The 18,754-nt window shown below is 72.3% G+C and carries 19 protein-coding genes and 1 pseudogene; 10 read left to right on the top strand and 10 right to left on the bottom strand.

Features of this window, described 5'->3' with window-relative positions:
* Window positions 1-30 precede the first annotated feature (30 nt).
* Genes ABT345_RS07845 through ABT345_RS07830 form a run of 4 tightly spaced genes read left to right on the top strand, consistent with a single transcriptional unit; the run spans window position 31 to window position 2,376 of the window.
* Complete coding sequence (locus ABT345_RS07845; RefSeq protein WP_345090515.1) at window positions 31-1,011, top strand: acyl-CoA desaturase; 981 nt, start codon at window positions 31-33, stop codon at window positions 1,009-1,011.
* 7 nt (window positions 1,012-1,018) lie between these two features.
* Window positions 1,019-1,711 (top strand): TetR family transcriptional regulator, encoded by a 693-nt coding sequence (locus ABT345_RS07840; protein WP_345090512.1) that lies wholly within the window; start codon window positions 1,019-1,021, stop codon window positions 1,709-1,711.
* A 60-nt stretch (window positions 1,712-1,771) separates the two neighbouring features.
* Complete coding sequence (locus ABT345_RS07835) at window positions 1,772-2,119, top strand: DUF6247 family protein (protein ID WP_345090509.1); 348 nt, start codon at window positions 1,772-1,774, stop codon at window positions 2,117-2,119.
* Window positions 2,116-2,376 carry a hypothetical protein gene (locus ABT345_RS07830; protein WP_345090506.1) on the top strand — a complete coding sequence of 87 codons (261 nt, stop codon included), beginning with the start codon at window positions 2,116-2,118 and terminating at the stop codon, window positions 2,374-2,376. The genes ABT345_RS07835 and ABT345_RS07830 overlap by 4 nt, the downstream gene beginning before the upstream one ends.
* Here the strand turns inward: ABT345_RS07830 and ABT345_RS07825 are convergent.
* Both ABT345_RS07825 and ABT345_RS07820 read right to left on the bottom strand, forming a co-directional pair.
* The gene (locus tag ABT345_RS07825) at window positions 2,360-2,755 is read right to left on the bottom strand and encodes a VOC family protein (RefSeq protein ID WP_345090503.1); all 396 of its coding nucleotides are present in this window, start codon (window positions 2,753-2,755) and stop codon (window positions 2,360-2,362) included. The genes ABT345_RS07830 and ABT345_RS07825 overlap by 17 nt on opposite strands.
* 21 nt (window positions 2,756-2,776) lie before the next feature.
* Window positions 2,777-3,592 (bottom strand): trans-aconitate 2-methyltransferase, encoded by an 816-nt coding sequence (locus ABT345_RS07820; protein WP_345090500.1) that lies wholly within the window; start codon window positions 3,590-3,592, stop codon window positions 2,777-2,779.
* Window positions 3,593-3,787: 195 nt separating this feature from the next.
* Between ABT345_RS07820 and ABT345_RS07815 the strand changes: the two genes are divergently transcribed.
* Complete coding sequence (locus ABT345_RS07815; RefSeq protein WP_345090497.1) at window positions 3,788-4,285, top strand: MarR family winged helix-turn-helix transcriptional regulator; 498 nt, start codon at window positions 3,788-3,790, stop codon at window positions 4,283-4,285.
* A gap of 653 nt (window positions 4,286-4,938) precedes the next feature.
* Window positions 4,939-6,876, top strand: a pseudogene (locus ABT345_RS07810) (beta-galactosidase); the annotation flags it as partial.
* Window positions 6,877-7,297: 421 nt separating this feature from the next.
* Here ABT345_RS07810 and ABT345_RS07805 read toward each other — a convergent pair.
* The 4 genes from ABT345_RS07805 to galT all read right to left on the bottom strand — a co-directional run bounded on the left by ABT345_RS07805 (window position 7,298) and on the right by galT (window position 11,737).
* Window positions 7,298-8,119 (bottom strand): response regulator transcription factor, encoded by an 822-nt coding sequence (locus tag ABT345_RS07805; RefSeq protein WP_345090494.1) that lies wholly within the window; start codon window positions 8,117-8,119, stop codon window positions 7,298-7,300.
* A gap of 314 nt (window positions 8,120-8,433) precedes the next feature.
* Window positions 8,434-9,630: a galactokinase gene (gene galK / locus ABT345_RS07800; protein ID WP_345090491.1), complete on the bottom strand. Its 1,197-nt coding sequence runs from the start codon at window positions 9,628-9,630 to the stop codon at window positions 8,434-8,436.
* Entirely contained in the window at window positions 9,630-10,664 is a 1,035-nt protein-coding gene (gene galE, locus ABT345_RS07795) for a UDP-glucose 4-epimerase GalE (protein ID WP_345090488.1), read from the bottom strand. The genes galK and galE overlap by 1 nt, the downstream gene beginning before the upstream one ends.
* 2 nt (window positions 10,665-10,666) lie before the next feature.
* Window positions 10,667-11,737, bottom strand: coding sequence for a galactose-1-phosphate uridylyltransferase (galT, locus tag ABT345_RS07790; protein WP_345090485.1), 1,071 nt, complete (start codon window positions 11,735-11,737; stop codon window positions 10,667-10,669).
* A 304-nt stretch (window positions 11,738-12,041) separates the two neighbouring features.
* Between galT and ABT345_RS07785 the strand changes: the two genes are divergently transcribed.
* Window positions 12,042-13,712 (top strand): sodium:solute symporter family protein, encoded by a 1,671-nt coding sequence (locus ABT345_RS07785; RefSeq protein ID WP_345090482.1) that lies wholly within the window; start codon window positions 12,042-12,044, stop codon window positions 13,710-13,712.
* Window positions 13,713-13,727: 15 nt separating this feature from the next.
* Window positions 13,728-14,036, top strand: a complete 309-nt coding sequence (locus ABT345_RS07780; RefSeq protein ID WP_345090479.1) for a hypothetical protein — start codon at window positions 13,728-13,730, stop codon at window positions 14,034-14,036.
* Between the two features lie 39 nt (window positions 14,037-14,075).
* On the opposite strand, the gene ABT345_RS07775 is transcribed toward ABT345_RS07780, so the two are convergent.
* The 4 genes from ABT345_RS07775 to ABT345_RS07760 all read right to left on the bottom strand — a co-directional run bounded on the left by ABT345_RS07775 (window position 14,076) and on the right by ABT345_RS07760 (window position 17,402).
* Window positions 14,076-14,768 (bottom strand): response regulator transcription factor, encoded by a 693-nt coding sequence (locus ABT345_RS07775; RefSeq protein WP_345090476.1) that lies wholly within the window; start codon window positions 14,766-14,768, stop codon window positions 14,076-14,078.
* A gap of 148 nt (window positions 14,769-14,916) precedes the next feature.
* On the bottom strand, window positions 14,917-16,713 hold the full coding sequence (locus ABT345_RS07770; RefSeq protein WP_345090473.1) for an ABC-F family ATP-binding cassette domain-containing protein: 1,797 nt from the start codon (window positions 16,711-16,713) through the stop codon (window positions 14,917-14,919).
* A gap of 126 nt (window positions 16,714-16,839) precedes the next feature.
* Window positions 16,840-17,187 (bottom strand): hypothetical protein, encoded by a 348-nt coding sequence (locus tag ABT345_RS07765; RefSeq protein ID WP_345090470.1) that lies wholly within the window; start codon window positions 17,185-17,187, stop codon window positions 16,840-16,842.
* The gene (locus ABT345_RS07760; RefSeq protein ID WP_345090467.1) at window positions 17,184-17,402 is read right to left on the bottom strand and encodes a DUF302 domain-containing protein; all 219 of its coding nucleotides are present in this window, start codon (window positions 17,400-17,402) and stop codon (window positions 17,184-17,186) included. Before ABT345_RS07760 ends, ABT345_RS07765 begins: the two co-directional genes overlap by 4 nt.
* Window positions 17,403-17,631: 229 nt before the next feature.
* Here ABT345_RS07760 and ABT345_RS07755 point away from each other — a divergent pair, with 229 nt between their 5' ends.
* Both ABT345_RS07755 and ABT345_RS07750 read left to right on the top strand, forming a co-directional pair.
* Window positions 17,632-18,486, top strand: coding sequence for a helix-turn-helix domain-containing protein (locus ABT345_RS07755; protein ID WP_345090795.1), 855 nt, complete (start codon window positions 17,632-17,634; stop codon window positions 18,484-18,486).
* 10 nt (window positions 18,487-18,496) lie between these two features.
* A complete protein-coding gene (locus ABT345_RS07750) occupies window positions 18,497-18,697 on the top strand; it encodes a DUF397 domain-containing protein (protein WP_345090463.1) in 201 nt (66 codons plus the stop codon).
* Window positions 18,698-18,754 lie beyond the last annotated feature (57 nt).

Below are 18,754 nucleotides of genomic sequence, written 5' to 3'. Positions count from 1 at the left end.
GTGCCCCGAGCCCCCGACGAGGGACGCCACATGACCGCTGATCCGCAGACCGTCGAAGAGTCACCCCGGCCCGCCGGTACGCCGCTGCCGTCGGCGACGCTGGGCGGTGACAGCAAGGGTTCCGTCGAGCAGATCACGCTGCTGCTGTTCATCACGGTGCCGTTCCTGGCGCTGGCCGCGGCGGTGCCGCTGGCGTGGGGGTGGGGGGTGAGCTGGCTGGATCTGGGGCTGCTGGTGGTGATGTATTACGTCGGCTGCCACGGCATCACGATCGGCTTCCACCGGTACTTCACGCACGGCGCGTTCAAGGCGAAGCGGCCGCTGCGGATCACGCTGGCGGTCATGGGGTCGCTGGCGGTGGAGGGGCCGCTGGTGCGCTGGGTGGCGGATCATCGCCGGCACCACAAGTTCTCCGACGCGGAGGGCGACCCGCACTCGCCGTGGCGGTACGGCGAGACGGTGCCGGCGCTGCTGAAGGGCCTGTGGTGGGCGCATATCGGCTGGATGTTCGACGAGGAGCAGACGCCGCAGCACAAGTACGCCCCGGACCTGGTCAAGGACCCCACGCTGCGGGCGATCTCGCGGCAGTTCGTGCTGTGGACGTCGGTGTCGCTGCTGCTGCCGCCGCTGATCGGCGGGCTGGCGACGATGTCCTGGCAGGGCGCGCTGTCGGCGTTCTTCTGGGGGTCGCTGGTGCGGGTGGCTCTGCTGCACCACGTGACGTGGTCGATCAACTCCATCTGCCATGCGGTGGGCAAGCGGCCGTTCCGCTCCCGGGACCGCTCGGGCAACGTCTGGTGGCTGGCGGTGCTGTCCTGCGGCGAGTCGTGGCACAACCTGCACCACGCGGACCCGACCTCGGCGCGCCACGGGGTGCTGCGGGGGCAGCTGGATTCGAGTGCCCGGCTGATCCGCTGGTTCGAGAAGGCGGGCTGGGCGTACGACGTGCGGTGGCCGCAGGCGTCCCGCATCGATGCCCGGCGCAAGGAAAAGACCGCCCAGGCGGCATGATTGTCTGGTGGCGATCGACGGCAGCAGCGTGAGCAACGGCAACAAGGGCAAGGCTTCCCCCTCCGGCGGGAGCGGGAGGCGACCCCGGCGGGTCCGGATGACGGGCGCGGAGCGCCGTGAGCAACTGCTGGACATCGGCCGCACCCTCTTCGCCGAGCGGGGCTTCGAGGGCACGTCGGTGGAGGAGATCGCCGCGAAGGCGGGCGTCTCCAAGCCGGTGGTGTACGAGCACTTCGGCGGCAAGGAGGGGCTGTACGCCGTGGTCGTCGACCGCGAGATGCGTCAGCTCCTGGACATGGTGACGGGCGCGCTCACCGCGGGCCACCCGCGGGAGCTGCTGGAGCAGGCGGCGTTCGCGCTGCTCGACTACATCGAGACGTTCACGGACGGTTTCCGCATCCTGGTGCGGGACTCCCCCGTCGCCCAGTCGACGGGCACCTTCGCGTCGCTGATCAGCGATATCGCCACCCAGGTGGAGGACATCCTGGGCCTGGAGTTCAAGGCCCGCGGTTTCGACCCGAAGCTGGCGCCGCTGTACGCACAGGCGCTGGTCGGCATGGTCGCGCTGACCGGCCAGTGGTGGCTGGACGTCCGCAAGCCGAAGAAGGCGGAGGTCGCCGCCCATCTGGTGAACCTCGCCTGGCACGGCCTGGACGGCCTGGAGGCCAAGCCGCGCCTGGTGGGGCACCGGAAGAACTGAGGCCGGCGCGGGGGGCTGCGGCCGGTACTGTACGAAGTCCGTACAGCACCGGAGGCCGCCGTGAGCGCTCAGTCCGACAGTCCCTACGGGCCGCTGCTGCCCATGCCCGAGCTCACACCTGACGCACTGCGGGCAGCGGTCGCCCGTATCGCTCCGAGCCGGATCCCGGCGTTGACCCAGCATCTCTTCGAGGCCACGACGAACGCGCAGCAGACGCAGAGCCTCGCGCCCTTGCGGGCCTTCGTTCATTCGTGGGCGGTCTTCGTCGCGATCGAACGCCACCCGGAGCGCGCCGCCCGCCTGCACCATCTGGAGCGGATCGTGGCGGACGGCGAGCAGGACCCCTCCGACGCCATTGCCGAGATCCGCCGGATCCGGGAGGCGGCAGAGGCGGAGGCCCAGCTGTGACGGACTGGGCATGGGACTACAACCCGAGTGCCGAATACGTCACCGAAGGGCTGCCGCCCGGCGTCGTGGCCGAGGTCGAGCGGCTGACAACCGAGTTGGCCGCGCTGGGCCCGGAGGCGGCGAAGGTCGGCCGCCCCTTCGACCGGGAGGGCGGCCTCCGGGAGTTCGACCTGATGCGCGGACGCGGCTTCCTCAGCTTTCTCGCCGTGCCCCGTCACCGGTGCGTCTATGTCTGCAACGTCACCTGGTACGGATGACAGCGGGCGTCGCCCGTCCGTCCGTCTCCGTCAGGAACTCCAGCCGGTTGCCCGCCGGGTCGAGGGCGAAGCAGCGGCAAAAGCCGGGCAGGGCGTCGTCCCGGGTGACGGGGACGCCGGCGGCGGTCAGCCGGGTGGCGAGGGCGTCGGCGTCGGGGACGCGGAAGGCCGCGTGGGCCTTGGCGGACGGGTGGTGATCCGGGTCGATGCCGAGGTGGAGGCGGGCGGTGCCGGCCTCGAACCAGCAGCCGCCGCGTGCGGCGAGCGGCTCCGGCTTGGGCACCTCGGTCATGCCGAGGAGCCCCGCGTAGAAGGCCCGCAGCGCGGGTTCGCTGCCCGGGGGCGCGGCGAGCTGAACGTGGTCGAGGCCGGTGATCACAGCGTTTCCTCCGGGTGACGGCTATCCGCGGCGGGCCACCGCGAAGATGCGGCGGAAGGGGAAGGCCGTGCCGTGGCGGCCGGTCGGGTAGGCCTTGCGGAGCAGGTCGCGGTATTGGGCGAGGAATTCCTCACGGGCGGGCGGGTCGTCGGCGAGGGCGGTGAGGACGGGGCGCAGGGCGGTGCCCTTGACCCAGTCGAGGACGGGGTCCTCGCCCTGGAGCAGCTGGACGTAGGTGGTCTCCCAGACGTCGGCGGTGCAGCCGAGGTCGGCGAGGAGGTCGAGGTAGTCGGCGGGCTGGAGGATGTGGACGTAGCGGCGGCCCTTGTCGGCGAGGCGGTCGCGCCACTGCGGGGCCTCGCACAACTCGCCCAGCAGGGCATGGCTGGGGGCGGTGAAGTTGCCGGGGACCTGGAAGGCGAAGGTGCCGCCCGGGGTGAGGGCGTCGAGCCAGCGGCCGAAGGACTCGGGGTGGTTGGGGACCCACTGGAGGGCGGCGTTGGAGACGATCAGGTCGAAGCGCTCGGCGGGGGTCCAGTCGGCGGCGTCGGCGGCGGCGAAGTCGAGCCGGCCGCCGCCGGGGGTGGGCCCGGCGAGAGCGGCGGCCTCGGCCAGCATCTGGGGGGAGCTGTCGAGGCCGGTGATGTGGGCGTCGGGCCAGCGGCCGGCGAGCAGAGTGGTGACGTTGCCGGGGCCGCAGCCGAGGTCGGCGATGCGCGCGGGGCGCCCGCGCGCGGGCAGCTCGGGTATCCGGGCGAGAAGGTCGTGGAAGGGACGGCTGCGGTGCGCGGCGTGACGGAGGTACTGCTGCGGGTCCCAGGTGGGTGCGTCAGGCATGGGCGGTAACCCCTCTGCTGGTACGGCCGGTTCCGGGTGGAGCGGGGGCCGTGTTCAGGACAAGTCGCCGGAACGACGGGTTCAGGCGGACCTGCCCAGTCGCCTCGATATTTATATCTCTACATCAAGATAGTCGATATCGAGAAGGCTCATGTCAAGAGACTTCATGTCGACAGACCCCTTACACTGATCGCCATGGAGGACGAGGTCGACCGTCTGGTCGCAGCATGGCGCCGCGAGCGCCCGGACCTCGACGTGGAACCGCTTGAGGTCCTCAGCCGCGTGAGCAGGCTGGCCAGGCATCTCGACCGGGCCCGTCGCCTCGCCTTCTCCGAGGTGGGACTGGAGCCCTGGGAATTCGACGTCCTCACCGCGCTCCGCCGCGCCGGGGCGCCGTACCAGCTCTCCCCCGGCGCACTGCTCACCCAGACCCTCGTGACGTCCGGCACGATGACCAACCGCATCGACCGGCTCGCCAAGAAGGACCTCGTCGAGCGCCTGCCCGACCCCAACGACCGGCGCGGCGTCCTGGTCCGCCTGACCCCCTCGGGCCGCGACAAGGCCGATGCCTCCCTGGCCGGCCTGCTCACCCAGGAACGCGCCATTCTCGCCGAACTCTCCCGCGACCAGCGCCGCGAACTCGCCGGACTGCTGCGGCGGTTGACGGGACCGTTCGACAACCTCCCAGGGTGAGCGGGGCCGGCGAAGCCATGCCGGGTGGAGCTTTCAGGGACCCTTCCTGTACGAACCGGGCGGCGCGCGCAGCGTTCAGGAAGCCTTCCTGAACGAGCCGGGCCACGCTCGCACCTTTCAGGGGCCCTTCCTGTACGAACCGGGCCGGGCTCACACCTTTCAGGAACCCTCCCTGTACGAACCGGGCCACGCGCAATCATCAGGAAACCTCCCTGCATAAGCCAGGCTATGCCGGGCGGAGCTTTCAGGAAGCCTTCCTGAGCGCGCCGAGCCGGGCGGGCCGGGCCCGGGGTGAACAGCGGACCGAGCCGGGCCGAGCGGGCCGAGCCGAGCCAGGCCGGGCGGGCCGAGCCAGGCCGGGGCGGGCTGAGCCGGGCGGGCGGGCCGAGCAGCGCGAAGCGGGCCGAGCCGGGCGCGGCGGCCCCTTCAGGAAGCCTTCCTGAACGAATCCGCGCCCTCTCCCGATCTTCAGGAACCCTCCCCGAACGAGAACTCTCCCTGAACAGCGGGGGCCGCGCCGTCGGGGTCCTTGTGGTGGGCGGGTGGGGCGCGGATGCTGGCGCGGACGTCGTCGGGTGGGACGGGCGGCGTCGCAGTCCGCGTCCGTACCGGCGGCCGTGCGGGCGCCGGGCTTGACCCTGGAGGGCCGAACGATGGGCATCCGATTCGGCGGCGACTACAACCCGGAGCAGTGGCCCGAGGAGGTGTGGGCCGAGGATCTGGAGCTGATGAAGGCGGCCCGGGTCTCGATGGTCACCGCGGGGATCTTCTCCTGGGCGCGGGTCGAACCCCGGCCCGGCGTCTGGGAATTCGGCTGGTTCGACCGGGTCATGGACGGGCTGGCCGACTCCGGCATCGAGGTGTGTCTGGCCACGATGACCGCGTCGCCGCCGCCGTGGCTGAGCCATGCGCACCCCGAGATCCTGCCCGAGGACGCCGACGGGCGACGCCGCTGGCCGGGGGCCCGGCAGCACTACTGCCCCTCCAGCCCGGTCTACCGCGCGCACGCCGTCCGCCTCGTCGAACAGCTCGCCACCCGCTACGCCGGGCACCCGGCGCTCGCCCTGTGGCACATCGGCAACGAGTACGGCTGCCACACCCGGCAGTGCTACTGCGACGTCTCCGCCGCAGACTTCCGGAGCTGGCTGCGGGAGCGTTACGGGACCGTGGACGCCCTCAACGACGCCTGGTCCACGGCGTTCTGGTCGCAGACGTACGGCGACTTCGCGGAGGTGCTGCCGCCGCGTACCGCGCCCACGTTCCCCAACCCGGCGCAGCAGCTCGACTATCTGCGCTTCGGCGACGCCGCGCTGCGCGCCTGCTATCTGGCGGAGAAGGAGGTGCTGGCGCGGTGCACGCCCGGGGTGCCGGTGACCACCAATCTGATGCCGCAGCACAAGCCGGTGGACGCGTTCGCCTGGGCGCCGCACATGGACGTGATGGCGCTGGACTTCTATCAGGATCCCTTCCTGTCGGATGACCATCTGCGGGCGGCGTACGTCTTCGATCTGATGCGGTCGGCGCGGGGCGGGCAGCCGTGGCTGTTGCTGGAGCAGGCGCCCGGCGCGGTCAACTGGCGGCCGCGCAACGGCCCGAAGCCGCCGGGCACGATGCGGCTGTGGAGCTGGCAGGCGGTGGCGCAGGGCGCGGACGCGGTGCTGTTCTTCCAGTGGCGGCAGTCGCGGGGCGGGGCGGAGAAGTTCCACTCGGCGATGGTGCCGCACGGCGGAACGGACACCCGGATCTTCCGTGAAGTAACCGCGCTGGGGAGGGAGTTGGCGTCGGTGCCGGAGCTTGCCGGGACGCGGTCGCGGGCGGAGGTGGCGCTGCTGGCCGACTGGCAGAGCTGGTGGGCGCTGGAGCTGGAGGCGCGGCCGTCCGCCGCGCTGGACCACTCGCGGCTGGCGCTGGAGCACCACCGGCCGCTGTACGAGGCCGGTGTGGCCTGCGATGTCGTCCCGCCGTCGCGGGAGCTGTCCGGCTACCGGATGGTGGTGGCGCCGCAGCTGTATCTGCTGACGGAGGAGGACGCGGCGCGGCTCGCGGCGTATGTGCGCGGCGGCGGTCACCTGGTGGTGTCGTTCTTCTCCGGCATCGTCGATGCGCAGGACCGGGTGCATCCCGGCGGCTACCCGGGTCCGTTGCGGGAGTTGCTGGGCCTGCGGGTGACGGAGTTCTGGCCGCAGCCGGAGGGGGCGGTGATCGGCCTGCGGGGTTCCTACGCGGGCCGGGCCGACCTGTGGGCGGAGGACGTCGCCCTGGAAGGCGCCGAGGCGGTGGCCCGCTTCGCCGGCGGCCCGCTGGACGGCCGTCCCGCCGTGACCCGGCACGCGTACGGGCGCGGGACGGCCTGGTACGTCGCCACCCGCCCGGAACCGGCGCTGCTGCGGGCGCTGCTGGACGACGTACGGGAGGCGGCGGGCGTGACCCCGGTGGTGGCCGGGCTGCCCGCCGGGGTGCAGGCGACCGTCCGCGAAGGCGCGGCCGGGCGTTTCCTGTTCCTGCTCAACCACGGGACGGAGACGGCCCGGATCACCCTGCCGGAGCCGGGCCGGATGATCGTGGCCGACGGGGCGGGGCAGCCGGACGCCGGGGGCGGGCCTGCTTCCCTGGGCGCCACGAGCGCGTCGGGCCGCGCGGACGGGCGGGGCGAGCGGGACGGGCTGCGCGAGTTGGGCGGGCCCGGTGAGCCGAACGGGCCGAGTGCGCCGGGCACGCCGAACGGGCCGGGCACGCCGGATGAGCCGGGTGCGCCGAACGGGCCGGGTGAGCTGGGGAAATCGAGCCGGCCGAGCGAACCGAGCGAACCAACTGCGTACGGCCCGGACGCACCGGACACGGCGCAGGCCCCCGGCGCACCGGACACCGCGCAGACCCCAGGCGCACCGGACGCCCCGCCCCCCGTAGGCGCATCGGTCCACCGGCTCACGCTCGCCCCCAGGGGCGTCGTCGTCATCGCGCTTCCCGGGGGCGCGGGCTGAGGGGCGGGCCCGCCTCAGCGGGAGACGCCGCTCAGCGCCCCGGAACCGCCGCCGCGGCCCCTGCGCGAGCGGCCACCGGGGCGGCCGCTCCCGGGCTCGGCGCCGGCTCCGGTTCCGCCGGGCCGATTCCCGCTCGGCGGGCCAGGGCCACCGCGGCGAGGGTGGAGTGGACGTCGAGCTTGCCGAGGACGTTCTGCATGTGGGTGCGGACGGTGTGGGGGGAGAGGAAGAGGCGTTCGGCGACGGCCTTGCGGCCCATGCCGGCGACCATGCAGCGCAGTACCTCGCGCTCGCGAGGGGTGAGGGTCTCGACGAGGCGTTCGCTCTCCGTGCGGTGCCGGCGGGCGGCGGTCAGCTCGCGCAGGACGCCGGTGAGCAGGGCGGGCGGCAGATGCGTTTCCTCGCGGAGGACGCCGCGGATCACGGCCAGCAGCCGGGAGAGGGAGCAGTCCTTGGCGACCCAGCCCTGGGCGCCCGCCTGGAGGGCGGCGGCCGCGCGGCGCGGGTCGTCGCGTTCGGCGAGGACGACGGTGCGCAGCTCCGGGTGGGCGGCGCGGACCGCGGCGGCCAGCGCGATGCCGTCGCGGGGCGGGCGCGCCGGGCCGCCGCCGCGGCCCCGCGTCTGCTGGGCGGGGACGGTGGTGAGCGCCGGCGCCGCGGCGGTGAGGTCGGCGTCGGCGAGCAGGACGTCGACGGGGCGTCCCTCGGCGGCGGCGCGTTCGAGGGCGCGCAGCGCGGCGTGGGCGCTGCCCGCCGTCGCCACGCAGACGTCCGCCTCGGCGGCGAGCGCCGCGGCCAGCGACTCGGCGAAGATGCGGTGGCCGTCGGCCACCAGTACCCGGATGCGTTGCACGTGGACCCCCTGTCGTGGGGAACGGACCATAGCGGGCACCGGGCCCGGGGTGAAGATCGCCGTAGCCGCACGGCCGTCGCCGTGGCCCCCGTACCCGCCGCCCGGCGCGCGCGGTGCGGCGCCGCTCCCCCGGATGAACGCACCGGCCCCCACCGGCGCTCATCTCAGGATACGGACGGGCGCGGCGGGCAGCGGGCCTTTGCCGAAAGTCCCGGCGCGCGCGGCCGCGGCGCGCTCCCCGCCCCGCGCCGGTGGGTACCGCCGGGGTGGTGCGCCGGGTTGACGCGGCTGCCCGGCGTGCGCCGGTCGGTACGTCAGGCGGCGCGGTGCGCGCCGGGCCCGGGGCGGGCGGTGAAGACGCGCGGGGCGGTGTGTCCGGCGGCGGCGAACGCGGCGAGGACGGCGGCGGTGATCTCCGGCGCCGCCGCGTCCTCGACGAGGGCGATGGCCGAGCCGCCGAAGCCGCCGCCGGTCATCCGGGCGCCGAGCGCGCCGGCGGCCAGTGCGGTGTCGACGGCGAGGTCGAGTTCGGCGCAGGAGATGGCGAAATCGTCGCGGAGGGAGGCGTGTCCGGCGGTGAGCAGCGGGCCGACGGCGCGCGGCTCGCCCGCGTCCAGCCGGGCGATGACCTGCTGGACGCGGTGGTTCTCGGTGACGATGTGCCGCACCAGGGGCCGCACATCGGGGAGTTCGGTCAACTGCCGCAATGCGTCCGTGAGTTGGAGGTATTCGATGTCGCGCAGGGCGGGGATGCCGAGGTGGCGGGCGGCGCGTTCGCAGCCCGCGCGGCGCTCGGCGTAGGCGCCGTCGGCCAGCGCGTGGCGGACGCGGGTGTCGATGACGAGCAGCCGCAGTCCGTGGCCGGTGAGGTCGAAGGGGACCTGGCGGGTGGTGAGGTCGCGGGTGTCGAGGAGGAGGGCGTGGCCGGTGGTGCAGCTGGTGGCGGCCGTCTGGTCCATGATCCCGCAGGGCACGCCGACGAAGGCGTTCTCGGCGCGCTGCGTCAGCCGGGCCAGCTCCTGCCGATCGAGCCCGAGGCCGTACAGCCCGTCGAGGGCGAGGGCGGTGGCGACCTCCAGGGCGGCGGAGGAGGAGAGTCCGGCGCCGGTGGGGACGGTGGAGTCGAGGTGCAGGTCGATGCCGCCGACGGGCAGTCCCGCATCCCGCATCGCCCACACCACGCCCGCCGGGTACGCGGCCCAGCCCAGGTCCCGGCCTGGTGTCAGGGCGTCGGCCGGGACCTCGACGACGCCGCCGGGGACGTCGCCGGAGTGCAGCCGCAGCGCCCCGTCGGTGCGGGGCGCGGCGGCGGCGAGGGTGGTGTCGGTCAGGGCGAAGGGCAGCACGAAGCCGTCGTTGTAGTCGGTGTGTTCACCGATCAGGTTGGCCCGGCCGGGCGCCGCCCAGACGCCGGTGGGCGCGGCGCCGTACACGGCGTGGAAGGCCGCGGCGGTGCGGGCCGCGCCGTGCGGCGGCGTGACGGTCGGACCGTCGGCTTCGTGCGCGGGCATCAGGACTCCTTCGTCCGGGCGGTGCGGCGGGCGAACTCCCAGGCGTCCGCGATGATTCCGGCGAGGTCGGCGCGGGTGGGGCGCCAGCCGAGGCGGTCGGTGGCGGTCTGCGCGGCGGCGACGAGGACGGCCGGGTCGCCCGGGCGGCGGTCGGCGAGGACCTCGGGGATCGGGTGGCCGGTGACCTTGCGGGCGGTGTCGATGACCTCGCGGACGGAGAAGCCGTTGCCGTTGCCGAGGTTGCAGATGAGGTGTTCGCCGGGGCGGACGCGGGGGCCGGTGGCGTCGGCCGGTGCGAGCGTCGCCTCCAGCGCCAGCAGATGGGCCTCGGCGAGGTCGGCGACGTGGATGTAGTCGCGGACACAGGTGCCGTCGGGGGTCGGGTAGTCGTCGCCGTAGACGGAGATCGCCTGGCGGCGGCCCTGGGCGACCTGGAGGACGAGCGGGATGAGGTGCGACTCGGGGTCGTGGCGCTCCCCGCAGTCGCCGTACGCCCCGGCGACGTTGAAGTACCGCAGCGAGACGGCGGCCAGGCCGTGGGCGGCCGCCTCGCCGCCGATGAGGTGGTCGACGGCGAGCTTGCTCGCGCCGTACGGGCTGGTCGGCGCGGTGGCGGCGGTCTCGGTGATCGGGGTGGTGGCCGGTTCGCCGTAGGTGGCGGCGGTGGAGGAGAAGACGAGGGCGCGCACGCCCGCGCCGCGCATCGCGTCGAGGAGGTCCATGGTGCCGCCGACGTTGTTGCGCCAGTACTTGGCGGGATCCGCGACGGACTCGCCGACCTGGGAGAACGCGGCGAAGTGCAGCACCGCGTCGTACGAGGAGTCGAGGTACCGGGCGGCGTCCTGGACGCGGCCCTCGATGAAGCGGGCGCCGGCCGGGACGCCCTCGCGGTGGCCGGTGGAGAGGTCGTCGAGGACGGTGACCTCGTGCCCGGCCTGGAGCAGATGGGCGGCGACGACGCTGCCGACATAGCCGGCACCGCCGGTGACCAGGCATTTCGCTCGGGTGGTCGGCTGGGGGGACGGCACGCTCACACTCACTTGGTCGCTACCTCTCGCAGTCGCTGGGCCGCGGCTTCCGGCGGCACATCGTTGATGAACACGTTCATGCCGGATTCGGAACCCGCGAGAAACTTCAGCTTTCCGGCGGTACGGCGAATGGTGAAGAGCTCCAGATGGAGCGCGAACGCGTCGCGGTCGGGGATGCCGACCGGCGCCTGGTGCCAGGCGGCGATGTACGGCGTGCGGGCCGCTGTGTCCGCGTCCGGCCCCTGGCCGTCGCCCGCGCCGAAGATCCGGTCGAAGCGGCGCAGCAGCTCCAGGTAGACCCGCGGGAACTCGGCGCGCGCCGCGTCGTCGAGCGCGGTCAGGTCGGGGACCCGGCGGCGCGGGTAGAGGTGGACCTCGTACGGCCAGTGGGCGGCGTACGGGACGAAGGCGGTCCAGTGGTCGGTGTCGAGGACGATGCGGACGCCGTCGGCGCGTTCGCGGGCGACGGTCTCGTCGAAGAGGTTGGCGCCGGTGGCCTCGCGGTGCGCGGCGAGCGAGGCGAGCATGCGGGCGGTGCGCGGGGTGGTGAAGGGGTACGCGTAGATCTGGCCGTGCGGGTGGCCGAGGGTGACGCCGATCTCGGCGCCGCGGTTCTCGAAGCAGAAGACCTGGGCGACCTCGGGGAGTTGCTGGAGGGCGGCGGTGCGGTCGGTCCAGGCGGCGAGGACGAGGGCGGCCTGGTCCTCGGTGAGGTCGGCGAAGGACGCGTCGTGGTCGGAGGTGAAGCAGACGACCTCGCAGCGTCCGCTGTCCCCGGCGAGGGAGGGGAAGCGGTTCTCGAAGACGGCGACGTCGTAGCCGTCGGCGGGGATCTCGGAGGGGCGGCCCTCGCGCGTGGGGCAGAGCGGGCAGGCGTCGGCGGGCGGGAGGTAGGTGCGGTCCTGGCGGTGTGAGGCGATGGCGACGTGGTCGCCGAGCAGCGGGTCGCGGCGGATCTCGGAGGAGGTGGCGACCGGGGGCAGGGGTCGGCGGTCGGGGGCGGTGCGGTCGGCGTCGTCGCGGGAGTCGTAGTAGATGAGCTGCCGGCCGTCGGACAGCCGGGTCGTCGTCTTCTTCACGGGGGCTCCTCAGCCTGCCACTCGGCCGGCGCCACCGCCACGACCGAACACAAAAACAAACACAATGAAGCACAAGCCAACAGGTCAGTCAATACGGGGCCGGGGTGCGGGGACGGCCCGCCGGACGCCTCGCACACCAGGCATAACGCCGCAAAAGCACCACACACTCGCCCCTTGTCCAAACTGAAACGAACACAACTGTTCAGTTTCTGGGACCTCGCGCGTACGTTTTTGTGCGTTCCACGTGAGCACAACGATGTGTCCTCCTGGGGGTCTCCCCCAGCCCCCGGAAATGAGTGCCCCCATGATCACCTTGGCCGAAGGGCTCAGGCTCCCCACCAACGGGCTCGATTACGCGATCCTGGCCCTCTACTTCGCCGTCGTCCTCGGCATCGGCATCGCCGCCCGGCGCAGCGTCCGCACCAGCCTGGACTTCTTCCTCTCCGGCCGGTCGCTGCCCGCCTGGGTCACCGGTCTCGCGTTCGTCGCCGCCAACCTCGGCGCCACCGAGATCCTCGGCATGGCCGCCAACGGCGCGCAGTACGGCGCCTACACCGTCCACTGGTACTGGATCGGCGCCATCCCCGCGATGGTCTTCCTGGGCCTGGTGATGATGCCGTTCTACTACGGCTCCAAGGTCCGCTCGGTGCCCGAATTCCTGCTGCACCGCTTCGGCCCGTCCTCGCACCTGCTGTCGTCGGTGATCTTCGCGGTGTCGTCGGTGCTGATCGCGGGCGTCAACCTCTACGCGATGGCGATCGTCCTCCAGGCGCTGCTGGGCTGGCCGCAGTGGGTGGCGATCGTCGTCGCCGGGTTCTTCGTCCTGGCGTACATCACGATCGGCGGGCTCTCCTCGGCGATCTACAACGAGGTGCTGCAGTTCTTCGTCATCCTCGCCGCGCTGATACCCCTGACGATCGTCGGGCTCAAGCGCGTCGGCGGCTGGGACGGGCTGACCGACTCGCTGACCTCCTCGCACGGCGATGCGTTCCTCACCGCCTGGAAGGGCACCGGCATCGGCGAGGCCAACCCGCTGGGCGCCAACTGGCTCACCCTCGTGCTCGGTCTCGGCTTCGTGATGAGCTTCGGCTACTGGACGACCAACTTCGCCGAGGTGCAGCGCGCGCTGTCCGCGAAGAACCTCTCCGCCGCGAAGCGGACCCCGCTGATCGCCGCCTTCCCGAAGATCTTCATCCCGCTGGTCGTGGTCGTCCCCGGGCTGATCGCCCTGGTCATGGAGCCGACGCTGGGCAAGACGAAGGACGGGCTGCAGTACAACGACGCCATCCCGGTGCTGATGCGCGATCTGCTGCCCAACGGCGTCCTGGGCATCGCGGTGACCGGTCTGCTCGCCGCGTTCATGGCCGGTATGGCGGCGAACGTCTCGTCGTTCAACACCGTCTTCACCAACGACATCTGGGGCGCGTACCTGAAGAAGGGCCGCGAGGACGGCTACTACCTGAAGACCGGGCGGGTGGTCACCGCCGTCGGCGTGCTGATCGGCATGGGCACCGCGTTCATCGCCTCGTCCTTCAGCAACATCATGAACTACCTCCAGACGCTGTTCTCCTTCTTCAACGTCCCGCTGTTCGTCGTCTTCATCATCGGGATGTTCTGGAAGCGCACCAGCGCCGCCGCCGGATTCTGGGGCCTGCTCTCCGGCACCGCCGCCGCGATGATCAACTACTTCGGGCTCTACAAGCAGGGCGTCATCGCCATCCCGTCCGAGCAGGGCGCCAACTTCGTCTCCTCGATCGTCGCCTTCGTGGTCGGCGCGGTGGTGATGGTCCTGGTCACCCTCGTCACCAAGCCGAAGCCCGCCGAGTCGCTCGCCGGGCTCGTCTACGGCACCAGGTCGCCGGAGATGGCGGAGGTGCCCGCCGACGGCGACGACGCCTGGTACCGCAAGCCCGCCCTGCTCGGCTGGGGCGCCGTCGCCCTCGCCGCCCTCTGCTACGTCCCCTTCTCCTTCTGAGCCCGGGAGCCCGCCATGTCCGACCACCAGCACGACGTCGCCGCCCTCGAACGCGAATCGGCGACCGCCGCCCGGCTCTTCGACGTCCGGCGCATCATCGGCGGCCTGTTCGCCGTCTACGGCGTGATCGTCACGATCGCCGGCTTCACCGCCTCCGAAGCCGACCTGAAAAAGGCCCAGGGAATCAACATCAACCTCTGGACCGGCCTGGGCATGTTCGCCCTCGGCCTCTTCTTCCTGATCTGGCTGAAGCTGCGGCCCACCGTGCCGCCGAGCGCGGAGGAGCTGACCGGCGAGGCGCCGCAGGACACCCCGGCGAGCTGATCCGACGCGGCCGGGCGCGCGCCCGCGGGCCCGGCCCCGCTACGCCCGCGGCTCCTGGCTCTCCGCCGCCTCCGCGGCACGCTCCAGCAGTCCGGTGCGGGCCGCCAGCGCCGCCGCCTCCAGCCGCGAGCCGACCTCCAGCTTCATCAGCACCCGCTGCACATGGGTGCGCGCGGTGGACGGGGCGGTGCCCATGCCCGCCGCGATCTGCCGGGTGCCCTCGCCGTCGGCGACCCGCATCAGCACCTCGACCTCGCGCGGGGTGAGCAGCGCCAGCAGCCGCGCGCCCTCGTCGTCCGGCTCCGCCGCCGGGTGCAGCAGCTCCTCGCACGCCTGCTGGAGCAGGACCGGCGCGACGGCCACCTCGCCCGCCCGCGCCTTGAGCATCGCCCGCTCCACGCCCTCGATCCGCTCGTCGTGCCGGACGTAGCCGGAGGCGCCCGCGGCGAACGCGGCGGCGATGCCCCGCGGCGACGGCACCGGCCCCAGCACCACCACCGCGATGCCCGGCCGCTCCCGCTTGATCCGCGCCACCGGGTCGAACACCCCGGGCTCGGCGGGCACCGCCGTCCCCAGCAGGCAGACCTCCGGGGCGCGGTTCACCACCAGCTCCGCGGCGCCGGCGCACGGCGCGGCCGCGGCCAGCACCCGGTGCCCGCGCAGCTTCAGGGCCGAGGCCAGCGCCTCGGCCAGCAGACGGTGATCGTCGACCACCACGAGCCGTACGCCCATCCCGCGGCCCTCCTCCCGGCGCACGGGGCCCTGGCCGGGCCCGCCGTGCACGGGAAGGTACACGCTCACCGCGCCGGGCGCGCCCCGTCCGGCCGGACTCGGCCGGATTGCCCGGGGCCCGGGCCACGCCCCGCGCGGACCGCGGCCGTCAGGCGTCCTCGGCCAGCTCCAGCCAGCGCATCTCCAACTCCTCGCGGCGGCCGGTCAGTTCACGCAGTTCGGCGTCGAGACCGGCGACCTTCTCGAAGTCGGTGGCGTGCTCGGCGATCTGGGCGTGAAGCTTCGCCTCCTGGTCACCGATCTTGTCCAACTGGCGTTCGATCCGCTGGAGTTCCTTCTGCGCGGCGCGGTTGACCGCGGCCGACTTCTTCGGCGCCTCGGCCGGTGCGGGCGCCGGTGCCGCCGCCTCGGCCTGCTCCTGACGGCGCTCGATGTACTCGTCAAGACCGCGCGGCAGCATCCGCAGCCGGAAATCGCCGAGCAGCGCGAAGACCCGGTCGGTGGTGCGCTCGACGAAGTACCGGTCGTGGCTGATGACGATCATCGAGCCGGGCCAGCCGTCGAGCAGGTCCTCCAGCTGCGTCAGCGTCTCGATGTCCAGGTCGTTGGTGGGCTCGTCGAGGAAGAGGACGTTGGGCTCGTCCATCAGCAGCCGCAGGATCTGCAGCCGGCGGCGCTCACCGCCGGAGAGGTCGCCGACCGGCGTCCACTGCTTCTCCTTGGTGAAGCCGAACTTCTCGCACAGCTGGCCCGCGGTCATCTCCCGGCCCTTGCCGAGATCGACGCGCTCGCGGACCGCCTGCACCGCCTCCAGCACCCGCCACTGCGGGTTCAGCTCGGCGACCTCCTGCGAGAGGTACGCCAGCTTCACGGTCTTGCCGACGACGACCTTGCCGCCGGCCGGCTGCACCTCGCCCTGCGTCCGCGCCGCCTCGGCGAGCGCCCGCAGCAGCGAGGTCTTTCCCGCGCCGTTGACGCCGACCAGACCGATCCGGTCGCCCGGCCCCAGCTGCCAGGTCAGGTGCTTGAGCAGCACCTTCGGCCCCGCCTGGACGGTCACGTCCTCCAGCTCGAAGACGGTCTTGCCCAGCCGGGAGCTGGCGAACTTCATCAGCTCGGCGCTGTCCCGCGGCGGCGGCACGTCCGCGATCAGCTCGTTGGCCGCCTCGATGCGGAACCGCGGCTTGCTGGTGCGCGCCGGGGCGCCGCGCCGCAGCCAGGCCAGCTCCTTGCGCATCAGGTTCTGCCGCTTGGCCTCCTCCGACGCCGCGATGCGCTCCCGCTCCGCGCGCGCGAAGACGTAGTCGCTGTAGCCGCCCTCGTACTCGTGGACGTCGCCGCGCTGCACGTCCCACATGCGGGTGCAGACCTGGTCGAGGAACCAGCGGTCGTGGGTGACGCAGACCAGCGCGGAGCGGCGGGCGCGCAGATGGCTGGCGAGCCAGGAGATGCCCTCGACGTCGAGGTGGTTGGTGGGCTCGTCGAGGACGATGAGGTCCTGCTCGGCGATGAGCAGCTTCGCCAGCGCGATCCGGCGGCGCTCACCACCGGAGAGCGGCCCGATGACGGTGTCCAGGCCCTGACCGAAACCGGGCAGGTCCAGGCCGCCGAAGAGGCCGGTCAGCACGTCACGGATCTTGGCGTTGCCCGCCCACTCGTGGTCCGCGAGATCGCCGATGACCTCGTGGCGGATGGTCGCCGCCGGGTCCAGCGAGTCGTGCTGGGTGAGCACGCCGAGCCGCAGGTCACCGGCGTGGGTGACGCGGCCGTCGTCGGCGCCCTCCAGCTTGGCGAGGATCCGGATCAAGGTGGTCTTGCCGTCACCGTTACGCCCGACGACGCCGATCCGGTCCCCCTCGTTGACGCCGAGCGAGACACCGTCGAGCAGGGCACGCGTCCCGTAGACCTTGCCGACGGCTTCCAGATTGACGAGGTTGCTGGCCATTGCTCTCCCTGCTGACGGCTGACGGCCCGCGCGGCTCCGGTACGGCGCACGCTGCCTGGGCCCTTCCAGGATCCCATGGCGGGGCCGGGGGCCGGGGCGCTGCCCCGGGGCCCCCGGGGAACGGCCTCAGCCGCGCCCGCCGCCACCCGACGACCACGCGTTCAGCGCCCGCACGGCCTCCTCCAGCTCCCTGCGTCTGGCGCGCTGCTTCGCCAGGCGCTGCCGCTCCTGCGCGGCGAGCACGTACGGCCGGACGAGGCCGGTGCCCTCGTCCCCCAGCACCAGCAGGGGGAGCAGGCCGGGTGGCACCCGGGGGACGCACACGAGGCGTCGCCTCGGCGTCACCGCTGGTGGCCGGGCCGTTGCGGCGAAGGCGCCGGGGCCACGGGTCGCACGGTGACCGCCCCGCCCCGGGAGCAACCAGCCCAGCAGCGCCACGAAGATCGCGCAGACCAGGCCGGTCATGCCGCTCATCGGCCGGCCGCCTTGCGCAGCACCTCGGTGAGCTGGTGGGCGGTGGCCGCGTTGCAGTTGCCGAGCGCGACGAGCGGGACGCCGTAGCTGCCCGCGAAGCCCGGCAGATCGACACCGAGCGAGGGCAGCGTGATGCCGTGGTCTTTGAGCGCGGCACGAAGCTTCTCGGCGAGGTCGTACACGTCGTCGGGCGTGATGGAGGGGTGAGTGGGCATGCGGATGCACCTTTCTGGGTGCGGAGTCGGGCACGCTGAAGTGAGCCCGTGGAGATCCCAACGGGCATGCGGGTGGCTGCACTTGGGGAGTCCCCGCGTGCTGCGCTGCACTACCTGGACAGTAGGGCCATGCTTGTTCCGGGACAAGCATGTTCCGTGGCATTAATCAGGTCGAGTGGACCGTCCGCACCGTTACGCGCAAGACTGGGCGCAAAAAGGGGAAGGTGACATGCCACCGAGGGACAACCCAACGGCCCGCCAGGCTCGACTCGGCGGCGAGCTACGGAAGTTGCGCGAGCGCGCGGGCATGACCGCCCGTGAAGCTGCGGGGATGATTTCGACCGACCAGGCCAAGATGAGCAACATCGAAGCGGGCCGCGTCGGCATCAGCGAAGACCGCATCCGCCGACTCGCCACCTTCTACGCCTGCGATGACGAAGCCCTTGTCGAAGCGTTGTGCGCCATAGCGCGCGAGCATCGCGGACAGTACTGGTGGGACGACTATCGCGGCGTCCTCGCTCCCGGGTTTCTCAACATCGCCGAGCTTGAGCACCACGCCACGGGCCTGCGGTGCCTGCAACCCGTCACGTTTCCCGGCATCCTCCAGACCGAGGAGTATGCGCACGCCCTGTTCGCCAGCGTGATTCCGAAGCTTCCCGACGACGAGCTGAAGGCCCGAGTCGAGCATCGCATGAAGCGGCAGGACATCCTGGAACGGGATGCACCGCCGAAATTCGAGGCCATCGTGCACGAGGCGGCGCTACGCATGCGGGTAGGCGGGCGAAAGGTTGCTCGCAGGCAGCTCGAATACCTCTTGTCCGCGTCCGAGCGTCCCGGCCTCACCCTCCGGGTCATCCCGTTCACGAGCGAGGACTTCATCGAGGTAACGCAGACAGCGATGTACGCGAGTGGCATCGTTCCGCAGCTCGACACCGTCCACATCGACACACCGTTCGGTGGTCGCTTCCTGGATGCAGCCGCCGACCTCGACCGCTATCGCACGCTGTTCAGCCTCGCCGAGCAGGCGGCGCTCACACCCGAAGAGTCACGACGTTTTATTCACCACGCCGCAAAGGAGCTGTGAGAGTCAAGGCATGAACAGCGAAATCAAGTGGCAGAAATCGAGCTTCTCCGGAGGCGGCGGCGAGCAGTGCCTCGAAACCGCCATATCCAACGGTGAAATCCTCCTGCGCGAGAGCGACGACCCCACCGTCATCGTCAAAACCACCCCGGAAAAACTCGCCGCCTTCCTCCTCGGGGTGAAGAACGGCGAGTTCGACCACTTCGTCAGCTAAGACGGTGTCTCATCCGGTACTCAAGGGGCCGCCTCAGCCGATTCGCCATACCTGCCG

Origin of the sequence: Streptomyces sp. NPDC000404 (assembly GCF_040300365.1) — a bacterium.
GTDB classification, from domain to species: Bacteria; Actinomycetota; Actinomycetes; order Streptomycetales; family Streptomycetaceae; genus Streptomyces; species Streptomyces ramulosus.
This window is presented reverse-complemented; position numbering and strand designations above follow the sequence as displayed.

What these genes read in the sequence shown, in the direction of transcription:
- ABT345_RS07845 (WP_345090515.1), top strand. Translation starts at nt 31, where the DNA reads ATGACCGCTGATCCGCAGACCGTCGAAGAGTCACCCCGGCCCGCCGGT.
- ABT345_RS07820 (WP_345090500.1), bottom strand. Translation starts at nt 3,592, where the DNA reads ATGCCTGACGCACCCACCTGGGACCCGCAGCAGTACCTCCGTCACGCC.
- ABT345_RS07815 (WP_345090497.1), top strand. Translation starts at nt 3,788, where the DNA reads ATGGAGGACGAGGTCGACCGTCTGGTCGCAGCATGGCGCCGCGAGCGC.
- galK (WP_345090491.1), bottom strand. Translation starts at nt 9,630, where the DNA reads ATGCCCGCGCACGAAGCCGACGGTCCGACCGTCACGCCGCCGCACGGC.
- ABT345_RS07785 (WP_345090482.1), top strand. Translation starts at nt 12,042, where the DNA reads ATGATCACCTTGGCCGAAGGGCTCAGGCTCCCCACCAACGGGCTCGAT.
- ABT345_RS07780 (WP_345090479.1), top strand. Translation starts at nt 13,728, where the DNA reads ATGTCCGACCACCAGCACGACGTCGCCGCCCTCGAACGCGAATCGGCG.
- ABT345_RS07775 (WP_345090476.1), bottom strand. Translation starts at nt 14,768, where the DNA reads ATGGGCGTACGGCTCGTGGTGGTCGACGATCACCGTCTGCTGGCCGAG.
- ABT345_RS07770 (WP_345090473.1), bottom strand. Translation starts at nt 16,713, where the DNA reads ATGGCCAGCAACCTCGTCAATCTGGAAGCCGTCGGCAAGGTCTACGGG.
- ABT345_RS07765 (WP_345090470.1), bottom strand. Translation starts at nt 17,187, where the DNA reads ATGAGCGGCATGACCGGCCTGGTCTGCGCGATCTTCGTGGCGCTGCTG.
- ABT345_RS07760 (WP_345090467.1), bottom strand. Translation starts at nt 17,402, where the DNA reads ATGCCCACTCACCCCTCCATCACGCCCGACGACGTGTACGACCTCGCC.
- ABT345_RS07755 (WP_345090795.1), top strand. Translation starts at nt 17,632, where the DNA reads ATGCCACCGAGGGACAACCCAACGGCCCGCCAGGCTCGACTCGGCGGC.
- ABT345_RS07750 (WP_345090463.1), top strand. Translation starts at nt 18,497, where the DNA reads ATGAACAGCGAAATCAAGTGGCAGAAATCGAGCTTCTCCGGAGGCGGC.